Source organism: Acinetobacter sp. YH12039 (assembly GCF_013420015.1).
Classification (GTDB): Bacteria; Pseudomonadota; Gammaproteobacteria; order Pseudomonadales; family Moraxellaceae; genus Acinetobacter; species Acinetobacter amyesii.
Genome location: NZ_VOZA01000041.1, coordinates 1 through 20,656, shown reverse-complemented (window position 1 = coordinate 20,656; position 20,656 = coordinate 1). Strand labels below are relative to the sequence as shown.

14 protein-coding genes and 2 pseudogenes are annotated in these 20,656 nt (G+C 42.3%); 6 read left to right on the top strand and 10 right to left on the bottom strand.

Annotated elements, in window-relative coordinates:
- The first annotated feature begins 381 nt into the window (after window positions 1-381).
- From FTT98_RS13970 to FTT98_RS13955, 4 genes and pseudogenes are all read left to right on the top strand, one after another.
- Complete coding sequence (locus FTT98_RS13970; RefSeq protein ID WP_004827010.1) at window positions 382-1,029, top strand: hypothetical protein; 648 nt, start codon at window positions 382-384, stop codon at window positions 1,027-1,029.
- Window positions 1,026-1,748 (top strand): hypothetical protein, encoded by a 723-nt coding sequence (locus FTT98_RS13965; protein ID WP_159153672.1) that lies wholly within the window; start codon window positions 1,026-1,028, stop codon window positions 1,746-1,748. Before FTT98_RS13970 ends, FTT98_RS13965 begins: the two co-directional genes overlap by 4 nt.
- The gene (locus tag FTT98_RS13960) at window positions 1,730-2,440 is read left to right on the top strand and encodes a serine/threonine protein phosphatase (protein ID WP_004827016.1); all 711 of its coding nucleotides are present in this window, start codon (window positions 1,730-1,732) and stop codon (window positions 2,438-2,440) included. Before FTT98_RS13965 ends, FTT98_RS13960 begins: the two co-directional genes overlap by 19 nt.
- Before the next feature lie 196 nt (window positions 2,441-2,636).
- Window positions 2,637-2,873: pseudogene (locus tag FTT98_RS13955) on the top strand (hypothetical protein); the annotation flags it as partial.
- A gap of 124 nt (window positions 2,874-2,997) precedes the next feature.
- Here the strand turns inward: FTT98_RS13955 and brxL are convergent.
- From brxL to FTT98_RS13920, 7 genes are read right to left on the bottom strand one after another with little or no spacing between them, the layout of a single operon-like run.
- Window positions 2,998-5,037, bottom strand: coding sequence for a protease Lon-related BREX system protein BrxL (gene brxL, locus FTT98_RS13950; protein ID WP_159153674.1), 2,040 nt, complete (start codon window positions 5,035-5,037; stop codon window positions 2,998-3,000).
- A gap of 29 nt (window positions 5,038-5,066) precedes the next feature.
- Window positions 5,067-7,691 carry a BREX-1 system phosphatase PglZ type A gene (gene pglZ, locus FTT98_RS13945; protein WP_180111402.1) on the bottom strand — a complete coding sequence of 875 codons (2,625 nt, stop codon included), beginning with the start codon at window positions 7,689-7,691 and terminating at the stop codon, window positions 5,067-5,069.
- A 43-nt stretch (window positions 7,692-7,734) separates the two neighbouring features.
- A complete protein-coding gene (pglX, locus tag FTT98_RS13940; RefSeq protein ID WP_159153676.1) occupies window positions 7,735-11,256 on the bottom strand; it encodes a BREX-1 system adenine-specific DNA-methyltransferase PglX in 3,522 nt (1,173 codons plus the stop codon).
- 46 nt (window positions 11,257-11,302) lie between these two features.
- Window positions 11,303-14,983 (bottom strand): BREX system P-loop protein BrxC, encoded by a 3,681-nt coding sequence (gene brxC, locus FTT98_RS13935; RefSeq protein WP_159153679.1) that lies wholly within the window; start codon window positions 14,981-14,983, stop codon window positions 11,303-11,305.
- 40 nt (window positions 14,984-15,023) lie between these two features.
- Window positions 15,024-15,599 carry a DUF1788 domain-containing protein gene (locus FTT98_RS13930; protein ID WP_002010699.1) on the bottom strand — a complete coding sequence of 192 codons (576 nt, stop codon included), beginning with the start codon at window positions 15,597-15,599 and terminating at the stop codon, window positions 15,024-15,026.
- Between the two features lie 16 nt (window positions 15,600-15,615).
- Window positions 15,616-16,227 carry a DUF1819 family protein gene (locus FTT98_RS13925; protein ID WP_159153677.1) on the bottom strand — a complete coding sequence of 204 codons (612 nt, stop codon included), beginning with the start codon at window positions 16,225-16,227 and terminating at the stop codon, window positions 15,616-15,618.
- A gap of 10 nt (window positions 16,228-16,237) precedes the next feature.
- Complete coding sequence (locus FTT98_RS13920) at window positions 16,238-17,014, bottom strand: YafY family protein (protein WP_257223270.1); 777 nt, start codon at window positions 17,012-17,014, stop codon at window positions 16,238-16,240.
- Here FTT98_RS13920 and FTT98_RS18155 point away from each other — a divergent pair.
- A complete protein-coding gene (locus tag FTT98_RS18155; protein ID WP_227554859.1) occupies window positions 16,928-17,122 on the top strand; it encodes a hypothetical protein in 195 nt (64 codons plus the stop codon). The genes FTT98_RS13920 and FTT98_RS18155 overlap by 87 nt on opposite strands.
- Before the next feature lie 190 nt (window positions 17,123-17,312).
- Complete coding sequence (locus FTT98_RS13915; RefSeq protein WP_005403805.1) at window positions 17,313-17,642, top strand: DUF4236 domain-containing protein; 330 nt, start codon at window positions 17,313-17,315, stop codon at window positions 17,640-17,642.
- A gap of 273 nt (window positions 17,643-17,915) precedes the next feature.
- On the opposite strand, the gene FTT98_RS13910 is transcribed toward FTT98_RS13915, so the two are convergent.
- The 3 genes and pseudogenes from FTT98_RS13910 to FTT98_RS13900 all read right to left on the bottom strand — a co-directional run.
- Window positions 17,916-19,148, bottom strand: coding sequence for an ATP-binding protein (locus FTT98_RS13910; RefSeq protein WP_160255372.1), 1,233 nt, complete (start codon window positions 19,146-19,148; stop codon window positions 17,916-17,918).
- Window positions 19,149-19,698: 550 nt separating this feature from the next.
- Window positions 19,699-20,010, bottom strand: a pseudogene (locus tag FTT98_RS13905) (HNH endonuclease signature motif containing protein); the annotation flags it as partial.
- A 291-nt stretch (window positions 20,011-20,301) separates the two neighbouring features.
- On the bottom strand, window positions 20,302-20,656 hold a 355-nt coding region (locus tag FTT98_RS13900; protein WP_180116559.1), incomplete at its 5' end, for a transposase.

The window sequence follows — 20,656 nt, the reverse complement described above, 5'->3', positions numbered from 1 at the left end:
CTTTTATTAAATATAATGGCGGTTATCCGACATAGACACCAACTATCCCCAATTTCTGCGGATAAAACCGGGACAACTTTTAGCCATTTTTGTACGCCCTGGCGCACAGAGATTTAGGGATTTTGCGGCTAGGGCAGCTGCGGTTTTTTACTTATGATGAAGTCATACAGGAACAGGACGTTCCGGAACATAAAACAATAACGATAAGTTCTAGCACCAGGATTATTAGGTAGACAGCCCTACCTAGCACCAAACATGAAAAAGCCCGACAAGATGTCGGGCTTTTTTATTTAATATTATTTTTAAAAAATACTTGCAAATAGTGTAATGAGTTGATCAAATATGAATTCAGTCCACGGATTAAGGACAAGGTAACTTAATATGATTAAACCTCAAGACATTCTAGTTCTCGTAAAACTGATCTCTATTGAGAATCAGCACCAGATATTCAAAGAATACTATTCAGAAGCACAACTTGAGTGGGATAAATTAGAAGATGAGCAGTTAGATATCTTTTTAAAATTAAGTGCTTTTTATGATTCTTTATCAATCAGAGGGTTGGCTGAAGCAGTAGTTATTAGTAAAAGTGAGGTTGCAGAATCTTTAAAGCGTTTAATCAAGATAGGGCTATTGATCGTAACCTCTAATTCACCATTTAAGCGATTAGAGCTAGTAGAAATGCAATGGAAAACCAATAGAAGAGCTCTCTTAGACCTAATTATTTACAGTTTTCAATACTTTTTCCATACAGAAGTTGGTGCTATTGATATTGGTATTCCTACTGTTTTCAATAATAAAAAACTTTCAGATCATTTATCGTATTCTTCTTCATTACCTTATATTTGGCCCGCTCAAAGCTATCAATCAATTTCAGGATTAGCAGTTGAACCATTATATAAATCTGTACCATATGCAGCGTTAGATGATAATTTCCTGTATGAAGTTTTTGCTCTTATTGATGTGTTTAGAATAGGTTCCCCAAGGGAAAAGAAAATAGCTGAAAAGTTATTACGTGAGTATCTACAATGAATAATGCTTTAACACAAATGAAGATGCTAGAGCAGGTTATAAGTGCTTTAAGCGAGGATCTTATCAAAGACCTAGTATTTATTGGAGGGTGCACTACTAGCCTGTTTTTAGATCCAGAAAATTTATCTTTATCAACTAGATACACTCAAGATGTTGATTTAATTGTAGATATAAAGACTACAACCCAATGGTATGAGTTAGATGAGAAAGTCAGAAAACTAGGGTTTAAAAATTATCAAAGTTCAGATCCATTTGAAAAGAACACGGACTTCACTTGTCGCTACCAACTAGGGGAAGATCTAATTGTAGACTTTATGCCCACTGATGAAAAAATTTTAGGCTTCTCTAATTCTTGGTATCTAGAAGCTTATAAGAAAAAAGTAGAGTATAAGCTAGGAAATAATTTAATTATCAATACCTTAATGCCTGAATATTTCTTAGCAACCAAGTTTGAAGCATTACATGGCCGTAAAGAAGATCCCTTATATAGCAAAGACTTAGAAGATATCATCACAATTTGCTTGGGACGATCCTCCTTAGTTGAAGAAGTCTATAATGCTCCAACAGAACTCAAAGATTACTTATCTGACCAATTTAAAAAACTCACTGAATTAACTGATTTTGAAATCATAATGGAAGATCAATGTAGATTTGGCTCAAGAGAAAGAGCTTTACAAGTAATTCAAGCGATCATAAAACAATGGCCAAAAGCATATTAATAAACTCCTTTTCCTTATGTCAGAATCTTAGCGCACCAGAAAAATTTGGAATCGATGCTGTAGGGAACCTTACTGATAATGAAAATCTATATTTTTGTTACGTAGTGGATGGTCATGGGGGATGTAAAAACAGCGACATACTAGTTAAAAATTTTCAGGCTTATGTGCTTTCTTTGAAGGACGTCTTTGCTCAATTAAATAATACTACACAAGATATACATGATTTTTTTGAACGTCTAACAGAGAATTTTTATATAGAACATCGGGGAAAATTGCGACCTGCAGCAATGAGTATTTTGATGGTTATTTTTAGTCAGACTCAAATTTATTCAGCACATTTGGGTGATTGCAGACTTGGGAAAATCAATAATGAGCAACAAATCAGTTGGATTACTTATCCTCATAATTTAGCGATGAGCTTAAATAATCAAACAGATCCCCAAAGTATCGAAATGATACTTAGGTCTTCTTCAAATGATAATATTGTCACCAAGTCATTTAATACAAAAAAGTTAAAACCCTTGAGCTTTAAGACCTTAGATATTGAAAAAAAATCCACATATATTCTAGCATCCGATGGATTTTGGAAGCTTTCAGAAAATGATATAAAAACAATAATTTATAGCAAAAATTTATCCGAAGTATCTTCATTATTTGATGATATTTCTCTATGGGTTATATCATTCATTTAACATAAAGTCTCATATACCCAATTCGGATGTTAAAATCAAATAAACCTAATTTTTATAAGCAGATACTCGCTATGAACCGTACCGGGTTTGTCGGAGAATTTTTATTTAAGTTAGGCCACCTGACCTAACGGGTTAATCTTATCATTGTACATTGCTTCAAACTCAAAAGGCGATACATTGTCAACGGCATTCTAAAATTGCCCCCTTTTACCTTACAAATGGCAAAGTAAAATTGACCCCTGAAATCAGAGAAAGAGCGGTTCAATTACTAATTGAATCTGAAAAAGATTATCCTTCTACTTGGGCAGCAATCACAGCTATTGCTCCTAAAATCGGTTGTACTCCTGAAACATTGCGTGTTTGGTATCAAAAATATTTAGATCAACAAAATCCTGTCAAAATACAACAGATATCTGATCAAGAAAAAATGAAGGGTAATCCCCCACTAAAATACTAGCTCTTTAAAAGAGGCAGTATTATGCTTTTACAACATGGTGTTTAACTTGAGAAACTGAATTTAAAACAATCTACTGTAACTCTTCCAGACAGATATGAAATTAATCCACCCCTAGCCCCTTAAACACAGCATCTACCGGATCTGCATAAAAGCTGGTCTGGAACTTGGTAAACAGTTCCACAGGAATCGTTGGGATATCTGCCGCACTACTCATTGGCAAAGCAACCTTCTTGGCACCAGCATCAAAAGCAACTTGCAGACATTCGGCAATACTTTCCACCGGTGTCACAGAACCACCCAAGCTCATATCACCCAGTACCACCATCTGACTTTGTACCGATCGTCCTAACAGGCCAGAAGCGAAAGCCACTAAACTTGGTAAGGCAAGATGGCTGAGCGGCCCGGTATTCTGTAATTCAACCACATGTAAGTGGAAGTCATGTTCCAGCACCTTACTGCCACCCGATATTCTGGATGCATTGGCCTTGAAGTAGTCAAATGCGATTTTGACCTGCTCCTTGGCACTGCTTGAATTCCATAAGCCTGATGTCGCCAATTTTCCAGAACCTTTGGTCACTTGAAGTTCTAAGCGGTATAACCCCGGCATGCCTTTATTACTCAGCCCGATGGTATACAGAAAACCTGGCTTGGCTGGACCTTCAGGAATCAGTCCGCCACCCCCCTGCTCTTTGACGGAAACAAAGTGCTCTTCTAGGGTGTCATTGTCGATATAGCTAAAATGCACATCATAGAATTCCATCCCTCCAATTTTCTTCAGCTGTTCTTTAACCCGACGGCGCACCTGCAGTGCATATTGAAGACATTGCCGTACATCTTCTTTATTAAACTGACCGTGTGGGTAGAGCAGCTTCATCAATCCAGAAACCGTCTTGCGAACGGCGATCACATCACGCTGATTCAGGTTATTTCCGAGTTTGAAGTACTTCTCAATGGAATCTGCAAAGCTACGCTTGCGCATTTCCCGGAAGAATTCAGCCAGATAATCAACAATCAGGCCATAACGGTTGGTGAAGAACTCCGGGCGCATCTTGGGAATTTCCCAGCCGGGGATGTAAGCATGAAAACGATCGAAGAATGCCGAATCAATCATGGCTTCAGGGAACGGCGCCAAGAGATGGCTTGTTTTAACCAGAGATTCCACACTTTGGTTAATATTACCCACAAAAACCATCGAAGCTGAGGCTTCCATCTGTTCACGACCACGGGCAAAAGATCCAGAGGCCATGTAGTCTTTCATGATCTGTACGCCATCTTTGTCCTTAAAGGAAATACCAGCGACTTCATCAAAGGCCACCACATCCCAGAGTCCAACCAGACCAATACGGCGGCTACTCATGTTATAGAACAGATTGGCGACAGTGGTTTGCCCACCTGAAACTAGAATACTATTCGGTGAACACTCTTTGTAAATATGGCTTTTCCCGGTACCGCGTGGTCCAAGTTCACAGACGTTATAGTTATTTTCAACGAACGGAACCATACGCGCTAATAGGTGCCATTGCACGTCCTCTTTTAACGAAGCCGGTTCCATGCCGATCGAACGGATTAAACTCTCGCGCCACTGATCAGTGCTTAATGCTGCTCTGCCACTGAAAAGTTCATCCATATTCATATTCGGCATTTGAATCGGCTTGAGTAAACTCACCCCAAATGGAGAATTGGTTTGTCCTTCTTCATAATAGTAACTGAGCGTAGCAATGACCCAGATACCACCAACAAGTAATTTTTCATACTCTTTGACGATGCCTGCCGAGATTTCGGCATCTTTGATGCCCAGATTACTAAATGATGCTTCGTATTTGTCTTTACGCTCATTCAGTTTTACAGTCACCCGATCAATGACCTTATAACTGCCCCGTTCACGGACCAGGGATTTCACCTTCTCGGCTTCATCCGGTCGGACGTAGTTCTCAGCCAGTACGGTCTTTACGTTACGTAGTCCCTGTTCAATGATCTCTGGATCATCCGAGGCACAGTACATCCCCAGCAGGTATTCGAGTACATAGACAGGGACATTTGCCCCTTCTTTGATCAGTTTAGTCAGATCCTTACGTACCACCCGCCCAGCAAAGTGTTCATTCAGCAGCTGATCCAGTTCTTTATCGTTAGCAGATTCCATGTAGGCTACGCTCTATCGTTAATTCGTTATCAGGAGAAGTCATCGGTAAATGCCAGATCAATGGTGACCTTATAGCGTTGCATTTCGATATTCAGGTCTTTGTCCTTCAGCACTAGGAAGTAATCCTTCTTACGGTCAAAATCAGTACCGGATAATGACAGTCTGACCTGTTTGACCCGATCGGCAACAGAGTCGGTACTGCTATCAAAAGTCAAGGTTTCTTCACTGGAAACTTTAAGATCCCCATCATAAATGGCAATGGATAAAGTCACTGGCATGACCAGCTCACTGACAGCTTCGGTTTGCATCAAATCAAACTTCTGGATGTTATTGACCATCTTCAGCGTGGATTTGGTAGAAATGACCTCAACTTTACGCTTGGTCCGCTGTCCAGCCTTTTCACCACGCAGCTGTTTTACTGTCAGTACAGGCACTACGATTTCCTGAGGCATGATTCCGCCATGTACGAAACGTGAGCCTCCCACAAAATGGAAACGGTTCGCCCCTTTTGGAATCCAGAAATCAGTCGCAGATAGTGTGCCTGCCGTAGCTTGGGTTGAGCCTTTCCATGCTTCCTTGCTCTCTGGTAAACCATGCCCAATCACATAGCGTTTTTTGCTTTTCAATGCATTGGTCGGTTTTTCAGTCAAGCTTGAACGATCCGCAGATTCCAGTTTACTTTGCTGGAACAAGAAGCCATGGTCGGCTGTGATCAACAGGGTAGAAATATTGAAATGCATCAAGATTTTGCGGCTAAGTTCGGTCAGTTCTTCAATGGCATGTTCCACCGCCATAAAGGTTTCTGATTCTGTAGAGGCACTGTCTCCCCGAGCATCAATCACGTTGTGATAAACGTAAATCAAATCATGGTCTTTAAGTGCTTCACGGCCTTCATCACGCGACCAACCTTTTACCGTTTCAGCGGTAACCGCCAATCCATTATAGGCAGCCAGAATTTTGGATCGTGCTGCAGTCCCTTTGCTGGACTGCCCATCTACTAAAACATCATCACCTGCGGCCTCTTTGTACTCCAAAGTCTGATGCGGCAACAACGAGGCCATGCCAAGTGTGGTGTAACTTGGGACAACGCCCAGCTGTGAAGACAATGTCGCTTCAGAATAACGCTTTTCATTGATACGATCACGCAGCTCTACCGCAGCTTCATAGCGAAAAGCATCACTGATGATCACCACAATACGGCGTTTCGTTGCAGAATTCAGCAAGGGTCTGACATGGGTATCATAGAAGTTTTGCTGATTTGGGATATCTGCCATTTTCCAGACATTCAGACGTTGCTCTGCTTCAATCCGCTCTCCCCAGTTGCGCGCCATGTGATCGATATACCAGTAGGAATAGCAATTTTCGACTTCTTCATCGAGTTTTTTCAGGATATCGACATGAGCGCGTTGAGAAGCAGCACTGTAGTGGCGATAAGCCATATCAAAGCGATACAACTCCTGCTCGTAGGCTTTATACAAAGCTTCACTCGAGTCGAAATAGAAACCGGCATCAAACTGCTGTCGCAGGCTAAACAGCTCAATGGCTGCCTGCAACGCTGTATAGACAGTACGATATTTACGGCGTGTTGCATCATCCTTATGTTTGGAAGCCCAATAGCCATCCAGACGGGTAGAAATAATCGTTCTGAAATGTTCCAGTTCAGCTTTGGTTGCTGCAGGGATCTGGCTGGCCAGATCGACAATGATCTTTTGTTCAATCACTTCAAAGGTCATGACATCGAGCAGCTGCTCCAGATCAAAGACCCCGACCTTCTCCTGGATCCGCAGTGCATTGGCCACGGTCTGAGAGAGTGTATCGAAGGTTGGGTAGTATTTAGAACTGTCTCTCCAGCGCGACAAAAAGGCTCTAGCCGTCGCACGGGAGCTGACGGATGACATCACCAGTTCTTGAGCCCATACGGGGATATCGCCCAAGCTTTCACAGAAACCTGTGCTCATCAAACGGATAAAGAACGTACCGAGCTTGAATGGTGCTTCCCCATTCAACTCTTCAACCGATGCTGGATAACCAATTTCCGCCTGTAATGCTGTGACTAAAGCTGGCACTAGTTGGAATTTTTCCAGTTCAGCAAAGGAGTCTGGATTTACTTCCAGAGCCAGGTTCTGCTGTACCATTTCATCTGCCAGTGCCAGAACGATATGCATAAGTTCGGCACTGTCAGCCTTGACCACAGCCGCAATCATGGCCATATCCAGATCCTGTGCATCTGCATCAGGCTGGATATAGCGTTTCAATGTACTCAGACGGGCTTTGGCTTTAAGGAATTCTTCACGTTTGGCCAGATGTTCTCTTAGACTCTGCTGCTGTAAACCCAGCTCATTGAAAATAATCGAGAAACGATCGGCATAGAAGCTGCGTGAATACAGCTTGATGTCCAGTAACCAGTCTTTTTCGGTCTCAGGCTCAGGACTAGGGAAATACAGCAAGTATTTACCCTGCTGATCCTCAAGTTCCAGTTTGAGCTTGATCTCCAGACTCGACTCTTCTGCCATATTCAGAATATGAACATCATTCAGTTTTAACGCCTTTACTTCTTCGCTAAAGGACTGTTCCGCATCGTACCAGAAGACAATCCGGTGCTGTTCAATATAAAAGGCTTGTTCCAGACCTTGTTGTAGTTGACTTAAATTCATGCAACGACCTCATCAAGGTCTAGTACCGGAGAAAAAGCATTCATCATTTCTCCCCCGTAATCGCTTTGACTTCAGCCAACAAGTCCCCAAACTTGCCATAGTTCACTTTCACCCCATCATCTAGATCCAGTGAAATACGCTGATCGGCATAATGGCGCAGTTTTTCCTCAAAACTACTGAGTTCAGCCTGTTGCTTATGCAGGTTTTGCAGCTCTTTTTCTTTTCGTTTGATTTCAGCAGCAGAATCACTGTTTTCTATTTCACTTTGCAAAGAATTGGCCATAGCGGACATTTTAGAAATCAGCGGCATGACGTATTCGGTACGCATACGTGCCAAGGTACTTTCGTTATAGCGGTGTAAATACACCAATGCTTGGAAAGCCCCCTGTTTACCACTGCTAAATAACCAGTAGATCGGCCGCTTTTTATAGGTCTGCATGTGATCTTTATAGAACTTGCTAGCGAGGTAACGGCGAATGGTATCTTCAGCTGTTTCACTGGCTTTTTTATCCAAGCTTTCTGCCAGCCACTGCATATTGGCATCTAGCGTATCTTTACCCCAAACGGCAGTTAGGAACTCTCGAATACGGTGCGTTGCATCATCTTCAAACCAGTGCATTTCGGTCAGTGGAATAATACCGTCTGCATCGGCTGGGAATCTTTGATACCGGCTGGCATCAAAGTCTTGATTGCCTGCATGGGCATAGATCAGACCTGGTTCGTCCAGGCTATAACGTCCCATCATACAGCCAAGCGCATAAGAGACTAAACGCTGGCTGTCTTTTTCACGGTCGGCACGGGTGAGCGTGATTTGCTCATCGGGTACATCTGGTGTCAGTTCGTCCTGTAAACCATAAGCATCAATAAACAGCTTATTGTTTTCTTCTTCTAGCCGTTTCATTTCAGCCACGGCGTCAGCATTTTGCTGTTGCCATGTGTTAAATGCTTGTTCTAAATTGGATTGTTGGGTACGAATAATAGGGTTTTCAGTAAAGTCCCATGAGGTTTCGTAAGAGTCCCAATCAATTTTAGAAATTTCATATAGCTTATTTTCAATTTTAGATAACCGACTATCATCAAATATTTTTTCTAAAACAGGAGTTATAGCTATTACTCCATTACTGTAATGTAATCCTTGCAGAGAAATATTAACTAAGGTCTGAAAAACTTTAGAGTTCATAAAACCGTGCAAAATAGATTTATGCTCTTGTTTCTTTAAAATGGCTGTTGGACCTGTTGTGTCAAATACAAAGCCTTGACCAACACTTCTAGCATTAAAATAACTTGAAGTTAAATCACACCAAGTCACTCCTCCTTTAAAATAATCATGCGCATTACGGATAACACTTTTCTCAAATTTTCTTAATTCAAAACCATCATTTTCCCAATTTATTACCCACTCATTATTCCCATACCATCGTCTAAAGCCCCCCCCTTTGCTATGAGGAAACCATTTTCGACCTGATTGAATTGCCTTAGTAGCGTCTGTAGCCTCAAAATAAATTTGATTTATATTTAATTCATTCCATAGTTTTAAATACAGATTATTATCTGCGGTAGCTAACCCTTGTCTTGCATCAGCATATTCTTTTAATGGTTTACCAAATGTGAATGCATCTACTATTTTATCACTCACCCAATAAGCCACAGGACTTCCAGGTATTTTCTTAAAATCATCTGGTTTAGCAGAAAAAAACCAACCACAATCAGGATTGTTAATCGCTTCTATAGTTTTCGGTGCTTGATTTTCATGTCCCTTAAATTCAGATAATTTAATATAACCACCAACAAAATTTGCTATGTGTGATTTTCCTACAATGAAAGCACATACAGGGACACACGCTGGTTCAAAGGCATTGTATTCAAGTTGAATGAGTGATTGTATTGTCGCATCTGTAATCAATTTGCTACGCATTTGCTCATAGGACGAAATAAACATCCATACGTAAGGTGTTACAAACGCTGTTTCACCTGATGCTTTAGAAAGTTCTTGGCATCGCTCTATAAACATTGCGAACATATCTGACTTGCTGTCAGGGAATGTCTTTTTCGCAAAATCTTTAAGTGCTGTATTCATGCCTTTACCGCCCATATACGGCGGGTTTGCAATTACTGCATCATATTGTTTAGCAAGTAATATAGCTTGTTGTACTAAAGGCAATAACTCTTGTGCTGACTGTTGTGCAAAAATATCCCCTGACTCTAAAGCTGTATTCAGCTTGGTTTCTAAATCAGGCAGCTTTTTAGCAAATGCTTGAGGAATTTGAATCAAAGAACCAAAGTTCGAAGCATGTTCAAATAGGTCCAACAGTTCTTTTAAATCTGCCTGTGCAATATTGGCACTAGCTAAATCTTGGCTAAATGCTTCTAAACGTTCAGGTTGACTGTCTTGTAGCGCAATAATATTCAGCTTTGGTGGATTGCTAAATAAACGGCGGTCATCTTCACGCGCTTTCATCAACAGTGCAAAACTGGCGAGCTGTGCTGCACGGGTATCAATATCAATCCCGTACAGGTTGTTTTCCAGAATCAAACGTGGAATATCACGACTGCGGTAACCACGTTCCAAATAAATCGCTTTTAAGCAATCGTAGGCTTCCACCAGAATATGCCCCGAACCACAGGCCGGATCGAGCACGGTAATGCTTTCAGGGTTTAAAGTATCGCCATCTTCACTAATGCGTACATCAATCAGCTGTTTCAGCTGGGCATTGACTTCATCACTTTGCTCAGCCGGCTGAATATAGTATTCCCACTCACTGGCCAGCGTACTATCAGGCTGTGCCATCATCCATAGACGACCAACACTGTTTTGCACCAGATATTTCACAATCCAGTTTGGGGTGAATAACTGTGTCGCGGCAGGAATGTCCTCACTCTTGACGACTTTACCAATCACCTGATCTTTCTTTTCAGAAATATAGAACTGATACAGCCAACCAATAATCTGCACATCCGACCAGTCTTCTTCTGGAATGCTGCTGACCAGATCACGAATCAAAGAATCGGTTTTGGTCAAATTGTCAGGTAATAGTAGTTCAGATTCATCAGACACCTGTTCGAACAGGAGTGGCATGACCTGATTCAACGCATGACACTGCGCTAGTAACAATTCACGATAGAGTTCTTCGTCTTTATTGCCATCCAGCTTGAGTTCAGCCACACGGCTGGCATCTAAATTCGGTAGCTCAATGTCCAGACATTCTTCCAGAATCTGTGGCAAGCCTGCACTACCATCGGCACTGCTGAGCACACGGCGACCATGATCCAGTAAGCCTTTGCATTCCATGTAACGAATGGCACAGAGACGGTTAAACCAACTGTAAGCGATATAATCAATCGTCTGCTCAAAACTGCTGGTTTGAATGCGCTTGATCAGCTTGTCACGTGGTTTCATGACGGATAGCGGAAAAACCTGATCGCCAATCAGCAGCAAGTCGCCTTTCTGTTCTGCCGGTAAAATGCGGTCTGCGGTGATGCCATACTTGGCGGCCTGCTTGCGCATCGCTGCGATAAAATCGTTACGTGCTTGCGGTGCGTATTTTTTAATATGACTGGTATTCATCTTTAAACCTTTAATTAATGGCTGATGCCGATATCCCTAACCCAAGTTAGCGGATACGCACACGCTTTTTATCACTCACAATTTTTTTCAATTCAGCTTTGAGTGCGTCTACAAACTGATCCACTGATTCTTCTGTTTCCAGATAGACACTGCTGGAGGTTTTGCTGTAAATGCTGGCGACATCGACTTCTACCACCGGTTTCGGTGGCACTACGGCTGTCACAGGCTGTACCGGACTCGCAGCAGGTGTTGATGTAACTGGGCTAGCGGTGGTTGCAGTGTTGGTTACACTCTCTGCTTTGCTCTGAGCCAGTTGTGCCGCTTTGGCCTGACGCTGGATTTCCGTCTGAACTTCGCTTTCCAGCTCATACAAGGCTTCATCAAAACGCTCCACGGCGGTTTGGGTTTGCAGCATATAGATGGTGGATAGGCTAGTTTCCACTTCAATATCCGCTTTGAGCAATTGCAGCGGACGTAGTAGCTTGTTACTCAGCTCAGCGGTAGCGATGCCACTGTTTTTAATCTCGGCTTCCAGCTGCTTGATTTTGTCATCAATGTGTTCTATCGCCTGATTGCGCTTCTCAGTCAACAATTGCTCATTGACGCTTTCCACTGTACGAACTAAATCAGCGACTTTATTTAACAGGCCATAGGGTGATTCAAGGGTGGCAATACGATGTAATTCGGAGAGGGCTTTTTTTGCCACCTCATCACTGCCCAGCGCCTGTTTGTTTTTCTCAAAATGACGTAGAGCCTGTTGCAGTTGTTGCCAGCTTGGCATCTGGTTGCTGAAGAATTCATGAATGTCACGATAGTCTTCTTCCAGATCCAAATAGTCATTCTTGTTCTCAACCACCGCTTTAAAGAAATCGAAGCTGTCGCTATTCGCCAGCAGACGTTCCAAAGTCAGAATCGACTTTTCAATCACTTTTTTGCCCGGGAACTGTCCGACATCAGTTTTACTCTTATAGGACTTAAAGTTGGCTAACCAGTTTTTAAAATGTTGGGTATAGAATTCAAACAGCTCTTTCTCAGTCGCTGGCCCCATCGCCGAGAACAGCCCTTGAGTCAGTTGGCGTGCCTGTTTCAATACCTGATCATCAGTCTGGCGCTTTTTAATGATCGATACATCACGGCGACGGCGGCTGTTTTGTAAAGGCTCAAAGGCATCTTTTAACTGTAAGCTGCCGCCATTTAATTGCAATGAAATCCGCCCCATTGCCGCCAACTGCCCCACCAGCAGTAAAATCTCGGCATCTGGCCAGCCATAAGGGCGTTTGACAAAACGATCTATCACATCTGAGACTAGAATACGCTCTGTACCAGTGGCGCGTAGTGCAATGTACTGCTCCACTTCCTGTAGGGCTTTGGGATTGCTCTGACCGCCATCCAGAGACAATCCGAGCTGCGCCATATCATCGACAGTCAAGACGGCGTTCAGTTCACGCCAGGCATCCTGCTGATAGACTTGCAGATAGCTCAGTTTGGTATAGGTGTTTTCCAGCAAATAACGACAAGCCTCATCCAGCTTGGTGGTTGGACTTGAAGATGAAAGTTGTAGATGTTGACCCAAGGCATAACTTTCCGCGTCCAGCAACATTTCTTCGACCCGGGCACGCAGGCGTTTTTTACGCTCCTGGTTCTCTCGGCCACGGTCTGCCAGGATACGGGTGATATCGGACTGAGTGCCATCATCATTTAACCGAATAAATTTATTGGTTTTCAGCCAGGTGCGCAGTTCATTAAAGAACTGTTTATCGTCTGCCAGTTTAAACAATATCTGCCCTTCGGCCTCGGCGCTTTTACCAATACAGAAAGCTTCTGTGTAGAGGTTATATTCCGTATCCAGTGGAGAAATGATTTCAACTTTCAAATCGCTCTCATACTTGCCATCCAGGCTATGACCATCCAGAAAACGACCAATCTGATAGTCCATCTTGTTGGCTTGATGGCGGTATTTGTTCTGATCCCTCAGTAAATCTTTAAAGATTAGATTAGCTAACTCTTTATTTTCTTCTGAAGCCGCTAAGTCTGTGGCTTTAATTTTACGGGTGATATCGCGTTCTTCATTGGTCAGGAACAGGAACTCATCACCATTCCTAGTAATCAGGCTCTCTTTTTCCAGACGCAGTAGGCTTTCTTCAATCCGCTTGCGTAATGCCAGCTTATCTTCATCAATTTTCTCAATCGACAAAGTCACCAGGTTATCCAAGGTACCTTTGATGATATCGACATAGCGGATCATGAACAGGGTACGCAGCATCTGCACATCAAAACCATCCAGGGTTTTATTTTGCCCTGCCTGGTCGATGGTACGCTTCACTGCTGTATCCAGAAATCCTTCCACTGAAGTATAGAAGCGGTGGAAAGGAACCAGGGCACCGACTTCATCTGTAGCAATCGCATTGGCAGCCATCTGGAACGCATCCAACATGGACCGTTCACCATAGGCCAGGTGTGCACCGGTCGCACCGACCTTACGGATTTCTTCAAAAACTTTCTGCACCAGCTGGAAATGGTACGGCGCAAAAGGATAGTTATGGATAAAGCTGTCTGGACCCTCATAGTTCTTGAGTGTTGGGCCTGAACGGTCAAAGGTAATCTGGTTTTTTAAAATATCGCCCTTTTGCTCAAACACCGATCTGAGCAATGCTTCAGCTTCTGGAGTTTTACGTAATAAACGTTTTTGAATAACTTCATCGGTATTGGAACTGGACAGCGATAAACGGGTTTTAAAACGTCCAGCAATCTTGGAGAAATCATTGGCTTTGGAAGAAGACATCTCACCTAAAACAGCATCGATGTCTGCCTGTGAGGTCACGATAATCCAAGCGCGGCCTTTACAGATCGTACCCAGGTTTTCAGTAATGGTTTGCAGTGTCAGCATCAAGCGAGTATCGCTGCCAATAAACTGCCCCACTTCATCGACCAAGAACAACATGCGTTGCTGGGGTCCTTTACTGTCCAGGTATTCTTTCACCCACTGACAGAAGTTTTCCACCGAAACACTAAAGGTCTGCTCAGAATCCTCAAACCACTTGTGTGCAGCTTCAGCGGATAGGTTGAGGGCTTGGGAAATCGCGGTTTCAACATCATCCTGATAGAACTGATAGCCGTCACGCTCCTCTAGCCAGGACATGCCGCTAGATTCCTCAAACGCCTGTTTAAAGCGTTCGTAGACACCTTTCTGGCTCAGGTGACGTTCCATATGGGCAATATGTGGATGGTCAGCACTAAAACCCTGATACTCGTTAAACACACGTAAAAACACATTCAGGATTGGATTGCCATCATCATTGGAGCTGGCTTTACTGTCGATGTTAAACAGGATGACATCGGCATGATGGCTGACGGCCTTACCAATATCGGCACGGATAAACGCATCACGAATTTTGCTTTCATCAAAGAATTCTGCGGCGCTACGCTCGTTACCTTGCGCATCACGTACCACTTTATTGGCCAGAATATACGACAAGGTTTTCAGGAAATGTGATTTACCTGAACCAAAGAAGCCTGAAATCCATACGCCGACACGGTTGGCAATCGAAGGATCGCTCAGGTCTGTGCCATAAGACTGGAAAAAGTCCCGAAAATGCTTTTCCAGTTCATTGGTGACCACATACTCATCGAGTTCCTGATAAACCGTAGTATTGTCATTCTGGTCTGCTTTTACGACCCCGTTAATCGCACGATCTAATGGCTTATAAAAAAGTTCTTTAATGTTCATCTCAATCAATTCCCCCGAATTCTTATTTCTATTTGCCGTGTTAAGGCACTAATCTGAATGCTCTGTAGTAATTATTGCTTGGAATTTTTCCAAATAAACTCATCGCTTGACCGTCGTAATAACCTGGGTAAAACAGCACCACTGGCTTATGCCCCAGTAACGAATGCAAACTGTTTAATAAGTGATGGGCACGTAACAGTGGCCAAACCGACCCTACCCCAGTCATCAACACAATATCTTGCGCATTGGTGGCATATTTACTCACCAGATAGGGCGCGAACTTATCCATATGCAGTGGGCCTTTCAGCGCTTTGAGCAGCGCCTCATCGCCTTTGGCTTTTTGCATTTGAATGGCTTTATCGATGAAGTTACGTTCAGCCAGATAATCCACCACGGCTTGCAGCAGGTTGATATTCACCACCTTCAGCTGACTGTGTTTTTTCTCCAGCATCCCGTCTAGAAAATGCAGATATTCGCGCACTTTCAACTCATCTTCAGGTGCATAATCAAAAATCCAGAAGCCAATTTCATTGCCCAACCCTTGACCGGTGAGAAACTCGGTTGAAAGTATTCGCTCTGGAATCTGGTTCAGACGCTCATGTATTGTTTGACTCATTGCTGCCCCTCTACAACTACCGCGTCCATAGCGACACTTCCATAGATCTTTTAATGCGTTGTTTATAATGTTCTTCCAACAGGCTACGCAGCTCTGCTCTGACGATCACGCGCTGTAACTCCAGCTTACTGGTACTTTTTAAGTAACCGGCTTCTGCCAGCATGCGAAACACCACCTGCCCCATTTTTTTCTTGCTGGACTCTTTCCATTCGCAGATATCCGGATCGCGTTGTGAGCGCTCATCCAGAAAGTCTGACCAGATATAACTGTCCAAGTATTGCGCCTGGGAGATATAGGCATCCCTCATCACCGTTTCCATAAACTCAAGCAGCAACAGGTTGCGTTCCAGTGCCCCACAAAAAGCCACCTGGGTCGCCAGCTCATCATCCCCATCACGCAAAGCTTTCCAGAAATCAGGCTCTAAGCGCTCAAGACGCTTACGAATGGCAGTGGCGTTACGTTGGGCTGAAGCAGGCGTTCTTTTTTGCAGAATATTGTCAATCTGAATGGCCTGATGCCATTGTTCTGGAGTCGCTTCTCGTAATAACAGATCCGCGATCAGCCGGCTTTCACGCACCATCAGGGAACCGCCAATCAGGTCACTGTCATAATGAAATTGTTCTAACATAGCCAATCTCCTATGACGCCTGATCAAACAGGTAAGACGACAGCTTTTCGATATCTGAGCGTTGTAGTACCAAGGGATATTTCAAGGCATCATCCGCCTCAGCCAGCGTGATCGCGGCCTGATATCGCTGCAAAGTATAGTGAGCCAGGGCTTTTTTCACCGGAATCTGTAATCTGCCATCAGGCATGCCGAAGTCTTTTTCGACCAGCGCTTGTTGTGATGAGTTCAATTTTGGATTAGGGATCAGCGTCAGTACAATTTCTTCATGCCATTGCTGATCCTGAGCAGGGCCTACTGACTCAATCGCCATCACAACAGGTGTGCGATCAATTCTGGAGAGTAAAAAGTCCTTAAACTGCTTGCTCTGATGGCAATAGGCACGGACATGCCAGCGAAAACCGGTATACACCAGGGTGTGTGGGGAAATGATGCGTTCATGCCACTGCGGATTCTGCATCGAGGCATAAATCATTTTTAAAGTACTTTGGTTGCGGCAGGCACGCAAAACTTCCCGAATCACTTCAGGACGTACACTGCGATCAGGTAATTGAACTGCTGTAAGATTCGGTTCTGGCATCGCAATAAGGGCATGCGATTCACTGACCAAGCCCGAGAGCATATTGAGATATTCATTGATATGCGCTGTAGTCAGTACAGGCTGGAAGCTGGCCTTAGGCACATAACCCTTGACGGAGGGGTCATGAATCAAGGCATCGGGGTTATACAGCGTATTGTAACGCTTGATATCCGCAGAAGCCTGCTGTCGACTGAGCCCAAACCAGCTCATCAAACGATTGGTAACCAAACGACCTTCCCAGTAAGCAAGCAACTCGATGGCTCGCATTCGAAGAAGCACTTCATGCTTATCTGTCGTCATATACCAATCAGTCAATAAATAGCAGCTTTAAGATTACCCTACAGCAAATATACAGTAAATATTTTTGACGGTATTTAAAGGTAGTATTGCAATCATCAGATAAAAAATATACTAGTATCCTGATGATAGCCGTCAAAGTACGATCTCTAGCAGATCATGGATCCTGGTATAGCGCGTGAATTGAGCTAAGTTTTAGAATGAGAGAAATATGGGTTTTAGATTTCGTAAAAGTATTAAATTATTCCCGGGTTTTAAAATTAATCTGACCCATAAAGGCATCAGCAGTGCCAGCATTGGCAAACCTGGTGCTTCTCTAAATATTGGGAAAAAAGGTACGCGAACCAGTGTCGGCATTCCAGGTACGGGACTATCTTACTCTAAACACCAACCTTACTCTAAAAAGACCCGTGTTCCACAACCGACATCGCTAGAACACACGGAATATAATCCTCAGAATTTAGAACAACCGAAGGCAAAGATATGGCCTTGGATTATTTTTGGAATATTGTGTTTTATGGTGGGTGCCGTCATTTTTTAGCAAGAACCGCATTGTATTTTAATCAAAAAAAAAATGCCCAGATGGATGAATGGGCAAACTAAGGAATTAATATCCTTCAGAAACTCCAGCGCAATTCTCGCTACTTTCAGTAAGCGACTCTGGCTCAATCATGATAGTCTGACTCAATCGAGTCGAGGTAAATCGATCCATCACAATTGGAGCAGAAATTATGCTTGATCACACTCTTGGTTAATGCTGAAAAGTCTTTGAGTTTTAATTAATAAATAATAGTATCCATGTCTACCCTCAACTTTACTTATTTTCAGATAGCAACCAATCGAGAGCACTCATTTTTACAATACCATTATAATTCGCTTCAGTCCCTATCGTGTCTAATGTAAGCAAATACTTGGGATACGAATCAGAAATTTTCTGTAATGGACGTAACTCTCGGCTGAGTGTCTCCTCATTGAGCGTTTCTAATGCCACCTGATAATAAGTTAAATTCTGTAAAGTATCGACAGCAACAAAATCAATTTCATATTCATCAACCCGCCCTACATAGACCGTATAACCTCGTCTGACAAGCTCAAGATAAATCACATTTTCTAAGATATGACCTTGATCAGCATTAGCATCAGGCAACATAATCCGGCGCAATCCGACATCAACTAAATAGTATTTTTCAGAGGATTGTAATAACTCACGCCCGCGTACTTTAAATTGTGCGGCACTATAAAATAACAAACTGTCCTGTAAGCCCTGAATATAGCGTTTTACTGTTTCAAATGAAATTTTAACCCCACTTGAAACAAAGGTATTTTTAATTTTATTGATGGAAATAGCTGAGCCTGTCACGCTTGCCAAATATCTTGTGACACGCTCGAGAGAGTTAATATCGGCAGTATTCAAACGTGGAATAACATCTTTAAACATTACACTGGCATAGACCGCTTGCAAGTAATCATAAGTTTCCTGCTGGCTAGTCATGGCAAGCGTATAAGGGAAACTACTGCGCGTATACATGGCATACAAATCACGATTTGATAATTGTTGGATGATCGGATTATTTTCAATATGCCACTGTTTAAATTCTTGGAATGAAAGGGGTAAAACATGTTGCTCTATATAGCGTCCTGTAAGTAAAGTCGCAAGTTCTCCACTTAGAAAGAATGCATTTGAGCCTGTAATATATAAATCGATATAATCCCGAACATATAAAGAGTCGACTACTTTCTCAAAATTTGTAACATGTTGAATTTCATCTAAAAAAACATAGTTTTTTTTACTTTTATCAACTTTGGATAATACATAATCATGTAGTTTACGGTAATCGGTGAGTTCTTCAAATTCCATAAATTCGAAGTTGATGGCAATGATGTTTTCGGCTTGTACGCCCTGTGCTTTTAGGTCTTGTTGAAACATCGCCAATAAGGTGGATTTTCCAGAGCGACGTACACCCGAAAGCACTTTAATGACATCACGGTCTTGCCATGTATTCAGAAATTTTAAGTAGCCATCACGTCGAATATTAGCGCTTCTCATTATTTACACTTAGAATCTAAAGTTTTAATAAATTCTATCAAATTTTAGAATGTATATGTAAATATATTTAGTTTTAAGAAAAGTTTAAAGGTTAAGTGAAACATTCAAAGCTGCTGTAGAAGCATGTAAACATGCAGATCTGATCAAAATCCAAATTCTATCTTTTTGATTATTTTCCATGTCATGTTATGTCATTTATGCTACGAGTTAACTGCTATATAAATTAAGTGAAAAGTAAATGGAACTAAGTTGTTAACTAGAGTGGAACTCATTTTTGTTGTGCTGATGGTCTCAGCCTTAATCCTAATTGCTTATGAAATGCTAAAAGGTTTATTTTAGAGCATCTATACAATTTTTGATCAAAAAAAGCCCACAGAGGGAATCTATGGGCGAAACTAAGGACCTTGACGGTCATTCAGAAACTACAGCTAGTTTCTGGTTGTGATTCTGGACTGAATTAAAAATAACCATATTGGCTGAATGTATCAAAAGTTAAATCATGTGATTAATCATTGATACTTCTGCAAAAATGAGCTCATCGCTCTGTTGATTAATACAGTAATTCACCAAACAAATCCGCTCTAATCTCTTCCAGGCTCAGATCTGATTTCATCCTATTACAGATGGGATGAACCAGCAGACCATTCTCTAGAACACCTTGCCCACCTACGGCTTTGGCAATCCGATGATCCGATTCAGTAGAATCAAGATAGATCAATCCATCACAAATGAGGCAAAAGTTATGATTACCCACCAGAAAATTGTGCTTAAGCAGACTCTTGGTTAATGCCGAAAAGGCCTTGGGCTTTGACCGAGAAATTGGACTAATCGACTCCACATATCCCACTCTATTGTAAACAAGACATTTTTATCTTTTATATTCAATGGCTTATTTTCCTGCTAATTGGTAATACCATGAAAAATACCATGCTCAGAAAAGGCTTAACAATATTTTGAAAAATTGCCTACTGAGCGCTGCCGCACAGCTCCATAGGCCGCTTTCCTGGCTTTGCTTCCAGATGTATGCTATTCTGCTCCTGCAGCTAATGGATCACCGCAAACAGGTTACTCGCCTGGGGATTCCCTTTCGACCCGAGCATCCGTATGAGACTCATGCTCGATTATTATTATTATACTCTGTACACGACAAATTTCACAGAACCCTTATCCTATCAGGATTCTGCTTTCTTAAAATTGCCAAAATTTCCTTAAACTCTTCTTTTTTCCCAAAACCAATTAAACGCTGAATCGCCATTTGAACATAGTCTAAACCATAGCGAAATAAACTCATTGAGAGTCGTCCATGCTTCTTTATTTTTATCGCTTTTTTTTGATTATGTTGCCATTCACCCGTTAAGTAACACCAACAGAAGCTTATAGTTAACACCGCAATCAATTTTTTCACTCGTCTAGGGTCTGTCAAGCGCGTATTTTCAAGATTAAACCCGCGTCCTTTGAGACAACTGAATAAGGTTTCAATTTCCCAGCGTAATGCATAATCCTGAATA

Bases quoted from the DNA above. Each gene is read 5' to 3' on its own strand.
- FTT98_RS13925 (WP_159153677.1), bottom strand. From the start codon at position 16,227: ATGTTAGAACAATTTCATTATGACAGTGACCTGATTGGCGGTTCCCTG.
- FTT98_RS13965 (WP_159153672.1), top strand. From the start codon at position 1,026: ATGAATAATGCTTTAACACAAATGAAGATGCTAGAGCAGGTTATAAGT.
- pglZ (WP_180111402.1), bottom strand. From the start codon at position 7,691: ATGAATTTAAGTCAACTACAACAAGGTCTGGAACAAGCCTTTTATATT.
- brxL (WP_159153674.1), bottom strand. From the start codon at position 5,037: ATGGAATCTGCTAACGATAAAGAACTGGATCAGCTGCTGAATGAACAC.
- FTT98_RS13930 (WP_002010699.1), bottom strand. From the start codon at position 15,599: ATGAGTCAAACAATACATGAGCGTCTGAACCAGATTCCAGAGCGAATA.
- FTT98_RS13915 (WP_005403805.1), top strand. From the start codon at position 17,313: ATGGGTTTTAGATTTCGTAAAAGTATTAAATTATTCCCGGGTTTTAAA.
- FTT98_RS18155 (WP_227554859.1), top strand. From the start codon at position 16,928: ATGAATCAAGGCATCGGGGTTATACAGCGTATTGTAACGCTTGATATC.
- pglX (WP_159153676.1), bottom strand. From the start codon at position 11,256: ATGAATACCAGTCATATTAAAAAATACGCACCGCAAGCACGTAACGAT.
- brxC (WP_159153679.1), bottom strand. From the start codon at position 14,983: ATGAACATTAAAGAACTTTTTTATAAGCCATTAGATCGTGCGATTAAC.
- FTT98_RS13960 (WP_004827016.1), top strand. From the start codon at position 1,730: ATGGCCAAAAGCATATTAATAAACTCCTTTTCCTTATGTCAGAATCTT.
- FTT98_RS13970 (WP_004827010.1), top strand. From the start codon at position 382: ATGATTAAACCTCAAGACATTCTAGTTCTCGTAAAACTGATCTCTATT.
- FTT98_RS13920 (WP_257223270.1), bottom strand. From the start codon at position 17,014: ATGAGCTGGTTTGGGCTCAGTCGACAGCAGGCTTCTGCGGATATCAAG.
- FTT98_RS13910 (WP_160255372.1), bottom strand. From the start codon at position 19,148: ATGAGAAGCGCTAATATTCGACGTGATGGCTACTTAAAATTTCTGAAT.